At 55.7% G+C, this 7,002-nt stretch carries 7 protein-coding genes and 1 tRNA gene; 7 read left to right on the forward strand and 1 reads right to left on the reverse strand.

Translation table 11 applies throughout. The annotated features are described in order from the left end of the window. The first annotated feature begins 97 nt into the window (after positions 1-97). From AC2FI9_RS10100 to AC2FI9_RS10130, 7 genes are all read left to right on the forward strand, one after another. Entirely contained in the window at positions 98-424 is a 327-nt protein-coding gene (locus tag AC2FI9_RS10100) for a TIGR02300 family protein (protein WP_496726988.1), read from the forward strand. A gap of 142 nt (positions 425-566) precedes the next feature. Continuing rightward, positions 567-642 (forward strand) — tRNA-Ala (locus AC2FI9_RS10105). A 155-nt stretch (positions 643-797) separates the two neighbouring features. Continuing rightward, on the forward strand, positions 798-2,012 hold the full coding sequence (locus tag AC2FI9_RS10110) for a tyrosine-type recombinase/integrase (protein WP_282169963.1): 1,215 nt from the start codon (positions 798-800) through the stop codon (positions 2,010-2,012). Next, positions 2,009-2,524 (forward strand): hypothetical protein, encoded by a 516-nt coding sequence (locus AC2FI9_RS10115; protein ID WP_496707281.1) that lies wholly within the window; start codon positions 2,009-2,011, stop codon positions 2,522-2,524. Before AC2FI9_RS10110 ends, AC2FI9_RS10115 begins: the two co-directional genes overlap by 4 nt. Before the next feature lie 84 nt (positions 2,525-2,608). After that, positions 2,609-2,974 carry a helix-turn-helix transcriptional regulator gene (locus AC2FI9_RS10120; protein WP_282169965.1) on the forward strand — a complete coding sequence of 122 codons (366 nt, stop codon included), beginning with the start codon at positions 2,609-2,611 and terminating at the stop codon, positions 2,972-2,974. Further along, positions 2,971-3,240, forward strand: a complete 270-nt coding sequence (locus AC2FI9_RS10125; protein ID WP_496767300.1) for a hypothetical protein — start codon at positions 2,971-2,973, stop codon at positions 3,238-3,240. The genes AC2FI9_RS10120 and AC2FI9_RS10125 overlap by 4 nt, the downstream gene beginning before the upstream one ends. Positions 3,241-3,394: 154 nt before the next feature. Next, positions 3,395-5,926: a phage/plasmid primase, P4 family gene (locus AC2FI9_RS10130; protein ID WP_496767302.1), complete on the forward strand. Its 2,532-nt coding sequence runs from the start codon at positions 3,395-3,397 to the stop codon at positions 5,924-5,926. 192 nt (positions 5,927-6,118) lie between these two features. Here the strand turns inward: AC2FI9_RS10130 and AC2FI9_RS10135 are convergent, their stop codons facing one another. Then, positions 6,119-6,499 (reverse strand): hypothetical protein, encoded by a 381-nt coding sequence (locus AC2FI9_RS10135; protein ID WP_282169967.1) that lies wholly within the window; start codon positions 6,497-6,499, stop codon positions 6,119-6,121. Between the last annotated feature and the right edge of the window lie 503 nt (positions 6,500-7,002).

The raw sequence follows: 7,002 nt of genomic DNA on the forward strand, positions 1-7,002 counted from the left end.
CCTGTTTCTCCTGCTCAAAGGCTTTGACAGTGCCCGCTGCATGTGGCACGTGACCTGAATCATTACTACGACTCACCTGATATCAAGGGGATCTGAAATGCCCAAGGAAGAATGGGGTGTAAAGCGCGTTTGCCCGACGACCGGTAAGCGGTTTTACGACCTGAATAAGAACCCGATCGTCAGCCCCTACACCGGCGAGATCGTGGAGCTTGAAACCGGCAAGAGCCGGATGATCGCCGCAGATGCGGAAGATGCCGCATCGGCAAAAGCACGCGAAAATGCTTCAGAAGAAGATCTGGTTCTGGACGATGACGAAAATGTCGACGTCGAACTGGACGATGATCTGTTGGACGATGATGACGACAGCAACGATGACGTTTCGCTGGAAGAGATTACCGACATGCCGTCGGAAGACGACAGCTAAAACCTGTCCGGGGCGGCCCCTGCGCCGCCTCAGACGATCCTCGGATGCAAGACAGAAACTTTTCCGCAAACTCCATTTTTGGACTTGCACTCAATGTCACTGTCTCATAAATGTCCGCCCACCGCAGCCGCGGTACCATGATGGGGCCTTAGCTCAGTTGGGAGAGCGCTTGCATGGCATGCAAGAGGTCAGGGGTTCGACTCCCCTAGGCTCCACCATTTTTCTCCTCAGTTCGAATTCACTCGCAGTCACACGGCTTTGTAAATAAGGCTTTTGACGTGCCAGTCTTTCTCACCCCCAAGGAAACTTGGGCTCTGCCAGAATACCCATTGTGGGGGTCTGTGTGGGGTTCGCCAGTGAGAAAGTATGCAAGATGACCAAACTTACAGACAAACAAATCAAGGCTGCGAAACCCGGCTACAAGAAGATCAAGCTGGCAGATGGCGGTGGCCTGACGCTGATCGTTCACCCGAAAGGCGGCAGGACATGGGTCTGGCGCTATAGGGTCGATGGTAAGCAGCGTGAGATGAGCTTGGGCTCCTATCCCTCTGTCGGCCTCAAGGACGCGCGCCAGCGCGTCGAGGCGCAGAGGAACTTGCTTGACACCAATATCAACCCCGACGTGGCGGAGATGCGCGCAGGGGTACAGGCTCGGTCAGGTCTGACGGACACCACCTTCGCCGGTGTCGCACGCGCATGGCTGGCAGAGGAGCGTCCACACTGGGCAGAGAAGACTTATGTCCGCGCCCGCAACCGGATCGAAAAGGATGCCATCCCTCTGTTGGGGGCTGTAGTGGTCGCGGATATCACGGCAGTCGATATCAAGGCCGTTGCGCTCAAGATCGCGGATCGTGGATCGCATGAGACTGCACGCCGGGTCATTCGCATCCTGCGGCAAGTTCTAGGCTATGCGGAGGCCGAAGGCTTGATCTCTGTCGTGCCGGGAGCAAACGTGATCGACAGGTTCAAGCCCCAGCCGAAGAAGCACCACCCAGCCATCGTTGAGCCAGAACGTCTGGCGCTGTTTCTGCAGGCGCTGGACGCTTGGCCGCATCACACTTTGGGCAAACCTCTGGTGCAGATTATCGCACATACAGGTCAGAGGGCCGGTGAGGTGCGCAAAATGCGATGGGCGGACATCAACATGGGCGAGCGGGTCTGGAACAACCCTGTCACCAAGACAGGTATCACGCTCGCCATACCCCTGACGGACGCGGTGATCAAAATCCTCAACGAGATGTACAAGCTCAATGGCCACCGCGAGTACGTATTCGCCAGCGAGAACGGACCTGTTTCTGAACCGGCCACAATGAACATGATCCGCAGGATCGGGTTTGATGGAGAGACCGACGCACATGGCCTGCGGGCAACGCTGCGCACATTGGTGACCGAGCATCTCGGGTTCGACGAGAAACTGGCAGAGGCACAGTTATCCCACGCATCGAAGGAACAGCATGGCCGCGCATATGACCGCACATCGTTCCTCGCCCAGCGCCGCGTTATGATGGAAGCTTATTCGCAGTTTCTGGTTCAGCTTCAGGAGGGCGGTGCTATCGTGGTGCCGTTGATTGCGGGGGCAAAGTTGTGAGTGACACGGTATTAAAAGATTTCGACTGGTTGCGTGGACGTTTAAACGAGCGCGTGAAATCTGGCGAATGGTCCTACGTTCTCGACTTGCATGACATTCTGGATGTTTTGCGCGAGCAGGAAGAAATAGTGTCACCAGCGCTGGACAAGCACCTGAGAGATCGCACAACTGCAATGCACAAAGCGAATGCTGGCAATGCTGCGAAAGACCCGATGGAAATCGGTTTTCAAGGCGGCGTTGCGGGTGGCGTCATGTACCTGATCGATCAGCAAGGCTATAACGTGGAAAAAGCGCGAACTCTGATTGCAAATGTAATGCAGATTGATCGTGACGATGTAGTCAAGTGGCATAAAGCCACGCTGAAAGCTCCAGATATCAGTGATCAGAACTACCGCCTCAATCTGAACTTTGCCGCGCAGGAAATGATCCGGAAACTCACTGAAAGAGTGTCTCGAATACACAACCAAATGACGGTTGAAGACGTCATTCTTGGGGTGTTCTCACCCACCTGATCAGGGGGGTAAATTAGAACGTTTGTTCTTACCCCCCTGCTTTCATTATCTGAATTGCCAGTATCTTTTTGTAGGAGGCTAGCAATGTCAGATCACATCGAAGTGCCCGTTCCACACCGTCTTTATGATCAGCGGTATCTGGCGGCGCTGCTCGGTCTCAGCGACGACGAGTTCTATCTGTTGGACCACTGGCGCGAGTACCATCTCGGCCCGAAATTCATGAACCTTCCCACGGGACAAATCCGGTATCTCGGCAGCGACATCACCAATTGGATAGAAGCTGGTGGCGATCACGATCCCCGTGACATCATTCGTAGCTACGAAGGCCTTGAGGCCAAGAAGGCAGAGAAGCTGGGCCAGGAAATGATGGAGAAAGGTTTTTTCAAGCGGTCACGGGCTGCAATTGAAAAAGCCAATGGCGAAGAACCTCAGACGCAGGCGTCCGCATGAGTGTCGCCCGTATGCCTATCCACCCCGACAGCTTCCCGAAAACAGGGAACGTCACACTGAAACAGCTTTCCACCCACAGCGGTGCGTTGGGCATGTTCCCCGGATCGCCAAGCACGTGGTTGCGTATGGTGGACAGCGGCGATGCGCCGGAACCCATCCAGATTGGTCGCCAGCATTTTTGGCGCGCTGAACCTGTCCGCGCAATTGCGGCGGGTATCGACTGGCGGCTTGTGAAGATCGACACGCCCGATCTGGCAGCGGAATAGGAATGGAGAAACCCCGCCGCACGGAGAGCGCAACGGGGCCAGTGATGATTGTTGCTCTCCCTAGACCAAGGAAAGGAACAAAGTATGCAGGCAAAATCTGCAGCATACCGGACCGAAACACAGCGGTGGCGGTCATGAGGGGACCAATGAAAATTTGACCGAGCGTCTCCGCATCGTCGAGGAATCACACGCGGACAAAATCCTCGCCGCCATTGGTGCCAAACCACAAATTGGAAAAAAGCATCAGCGCTGCCCGTTTCCTGACCATGAAGATAAGAACCCTTCATTTCGCTACGATGCAGACGCTAATCGTATTTTTTGCACGTGCCTGCCCGAAAAAGGGGTTTCGCTGACCGATGCGCTAATGAAGGTACGAGGCCTTGCCGACTTCAACGCTGCTGTACGCGAGATTGAAGCCGTAACTGGCGAAAAGGTTTTTGAAGGACGGCGGAAGCAGAAGCAATCGGAACCGGGAGAACAGGCGGCCTCGGAGAACCGTGAAGAAACTGATGAACAAGCCGTGCAGCGAGAAGCGGAGGAAAGAGCACGCTCCGGCGCGGCATCTGATGAAAAGGCTGCTAAGATCGCATGGGTGCAGGAGCAGGTTGCGAAGACACGTCCTTTAGCCGGCTCACCCGGCGAAGAATACTTGCGCAACATCCGTGGATTGGTTGGGATCGATCTTGAACACGACGCTTTGCGATATGCTCCAGATTTCCAATGCAAACCGGGTGGTAAGAAAAACCCGGCTCTAGTGGCGGTGGCTACGGATGACGATGGAAATATTGTTGGCATGCAGGGCACAATCCTGAACCGCAATGGGCAACCGATACGCGACGAGAACGGCAAGAAGACCAAACTGAGCGCAGGCTACATCGGGGATGGTTCAGTTCGGATCAAAAACAAACTGGGTACAGGCACAATTGCGATCGCCGAAGGTATCGAAACCGGATTAACCCGATTGTTTGCTGGGCCAGCAGAGATCAGGGTGTGCCTCGGGTCCATCCGCCCCGAAACGATAGGAGCAAACGCCGGTCGGATTGAGATCATTGCCGACAGCGACAAAGCGCAGGACTGCCGCCAGATCGCGCGTGAATTGGCGGCAGAAAACCCAAATGCACGGGTCCATGTCGTCACAGTACCGTCAAACCTTCGTGAAAAGGCCGATTTGAACGATCTGCTCCAGGATATGGGACGTCGGGCTGTTGCCGCCGCCGTGGATGATGCCGACCGCATCCACGCGCGGCAGCGAAGGTCCAACGTTGAGCAGCTGCTCCGCGGTAGCGACGAAGAGATTGCCGATCGTGTGCTGGAAAACCTAGAAGATCTCTTTGGTCGCATTGTCATCACTGAGGGCACAGTTTGGATTTACGATGGCAAGCTTTGGACTGCTCTCAACGACAATCGGCTTACGCGTGCCATCGCGCGCTTTGACGGTGCCACTTACCCTACGCCGTCCAACGGCATTGGCGAGGTCAAGATCACGTCCAGTAAGGCGCAGAGTGTCAAGTCGCTTCTCATGTCCAAACGCGATGACAATGGGTTTTTTGAAGGTGCGCCTGTTGGCATCACCTGTGAAAGCGGGTTCGTTTTGTTCGAACAAGACGTTGCAACAGGTGAATATGTCCCACGGCTCGAACCACATGCTCGCAAGCACCGGGCTCGGCATGCCGTACGTGGTGTATGGCCAGTGCAGGATGCTGAGAAGCGACTTTTGGGAAGCGACGTGATGAAGCTGCTCACGGGTTTGTTCTCAGCTAAAACGACTTTGAGGCGGCTGCAGCACGAGGCTCCAAACCTTGAGTTCGACTTGGACAGGGCTGAACAAGACAAAAGCGCGCGGATTGAGCTGATCCTGCAGACAGCCGCCGCAGCGGCACTTGGTATCGGCACGCAAATGAAACACCCGCAGGCCCTTATTTGGATTGGGCCGGGCGGCGCAGGAAAAAGTACCACGCGCAAGGTCATCTCATCATTGATCGCAGCGGATGCACTTCAGTCGGTGCCGCCAGCCAAGATGGGACAAGACTACTTCGTCTCAGTTTTGCGCGGGTGCGCGCTGAACGTTGCGGAGGAGACGTCGGATCGTGATCTTTCAGGCGACGCGCTAAAAAAGGTCATCACCGGGGACATCTGTCATGCCCGGCTGCCATACGGCATACCGTTCTATTTCAGTCCCAAGGCGCAGCATGTGTTCATCTGCAATGAGCTGCCCGCATTTAGCGGGGGGATCGACAGCGGCGTTGAGCGCCGCTTCAAGGTTCTGGTCTTCGACAAAGCGTATTCTGAAGAGCAGGCCGACGAGGGATTGGCAGATCGCATAATCGAATACGAGGCGGATCTTCTACTACATCTTGTCGTGGTTGCGGCTGCGGAACTTTTGACCACGCGGCGCATGGCGGATCCCATGACATCACGCATCGCCAAGGAGGCGTGGATGAGGGATGCGGACCGAGTTCGTGCGTGGGCGGCAGAAAGACTATCCATCAGGGCAAACAAGGTCGTCACCGTTGCAGACCTATATCTGGATTTTCGCCAATGGTGCGCTGCCGAAGGTGTTCCAGAAGGCCGCATCCCCGCACGTAACAGTTTCGCGCGACGCTTGCGTCAAGTAGAGCCCCGTCTCGTTCCAGGACCCAATAGCAAAGGCGCTCGGTTCGAAAATGCTATCCTCAAGACGGTCTGATTTAAGTGGGACAGCTTGTAAAGAGGCCAAACGAGCTAGGCCGGCCAGTTCTTTATGGGCGGACAAGTAATCAAACCTCCCAACTTCCCCGTCGGGCGTTTGGTTGGGAGGTTGGGAGGTTTTATGTCTCGTCCGTCGGTATATGTTCTGTTGCGCACATCAAGCATAATGCTGCTTTTCAACGTCCGACGTTCATTGCAGCGCCGCGGTGCGACCCCGCGAGAACCTCCGAGTTTCGTCCAGTGCCTGACGCATTGCTGCCAAACCAGCCCGTTCGACATACTGGTCCATCGGGTCGAGTTCATCCCAAGTGCGAGATGCGGCAGCAGGCCAGAACTGCGGATGACTGTGCCGCATTTGGCTGAGCCGCCATTCATGGTGGCAGAGTTGCGGTGTCATAGCTTCAGGATCGCTCAGGAAACGCGCAGCGACACCACAGCAGGCCTGCCACTGCCGGTCATGCACAATCGGGCTTTCCTCGCCGCTCGTTGCTGTTTGGGCTTCACAGTAGGCCATAGCGATCAAGACGATGTGCCTTGCTGCGGCAGCTTCAAGTTGGATATCTTGCTCCATGTGATTTCTCCTATTCATCATGTTGATGCGCATCCCGTTGGCTGTTGCCACCGGCGACCACCCCAAGGCGGGGTTGGTGATCACAATTTTCGTGACGCTCTGGATGCTGTTGGTTTCGCCCTGCCTTAGGCTCATCAGTGGATCGGCGCTAGACCCAGACCATTCGCACCGGTCGCAAGCATGTCTCGGGCGGTCCATACCCCGGCGGTCTTCCGCGACTTACGGGCAAGGCTCGGCAGACGAGCGTTATCATGTTTGGGGGAATTGCGGGCTGTCCGCCCGCGATTGGTATGTAATCGCTAAGTCTGTCAGCTTCAAGGAGCGGGCGGCGTAGCGCGGACAAAACAAAAAAGCGGCTACGTCGTTTAAAAAGAACAACGCCTGCTTCGCGCTCAAAATCAGCCGCTCATGCCAAGTGCAGCGAACGACATGGTGTGATCGCGGTGGTCGCTCTCCTTGGGCAAACGAGGCCTGATATTATCAGCCTCACCAATCAAAAGCCG

The sequence above is a fragment of the Ruegeria sp. CDSA246 genome (assembly GCF_059611225.1).

Excerpts from the sequence above, each read along its gene's own strand:
- AC2FI9_RS10100 (WP_496726988.1), top strand. The coding sequence starts at position 98 with ATGCCCAAGGAAGAATGGGGTGTAAAGCGCGTTTGCCCGACGACCGGT.
- AC2FI9_RS10110 (WP_282169963.1), top strand. The coding sequence starts at position 798 with ATGACCAAACTTACAGACAAACAAATCAAGGCTGCGAAACCCGGCTAC.
- AC2FI9_RS10120 (WP_282169965.1), top strand. The coding sequence starts at position 2,609 with ATGTCAGATCACATCGAAGTGCCCGTTCCACACCGTCTTTATGATCAG.
- AC2FI9_RS10125 (WP_496767300.1), top strand. The coding sequence starts at position 2,971 with ATGAGTGTCGCCCGTATGCCTATCCACCCCGACAGCTTCCCGAAAACA.
- AC2FI9_RS10135 (WP_282169967.1), bottom strand. The coding sequence starts at position 6,499 with ATGGAGCAAGATATCCAACTTGAAGCTGCCGCAGCAAGGCACATCGTC.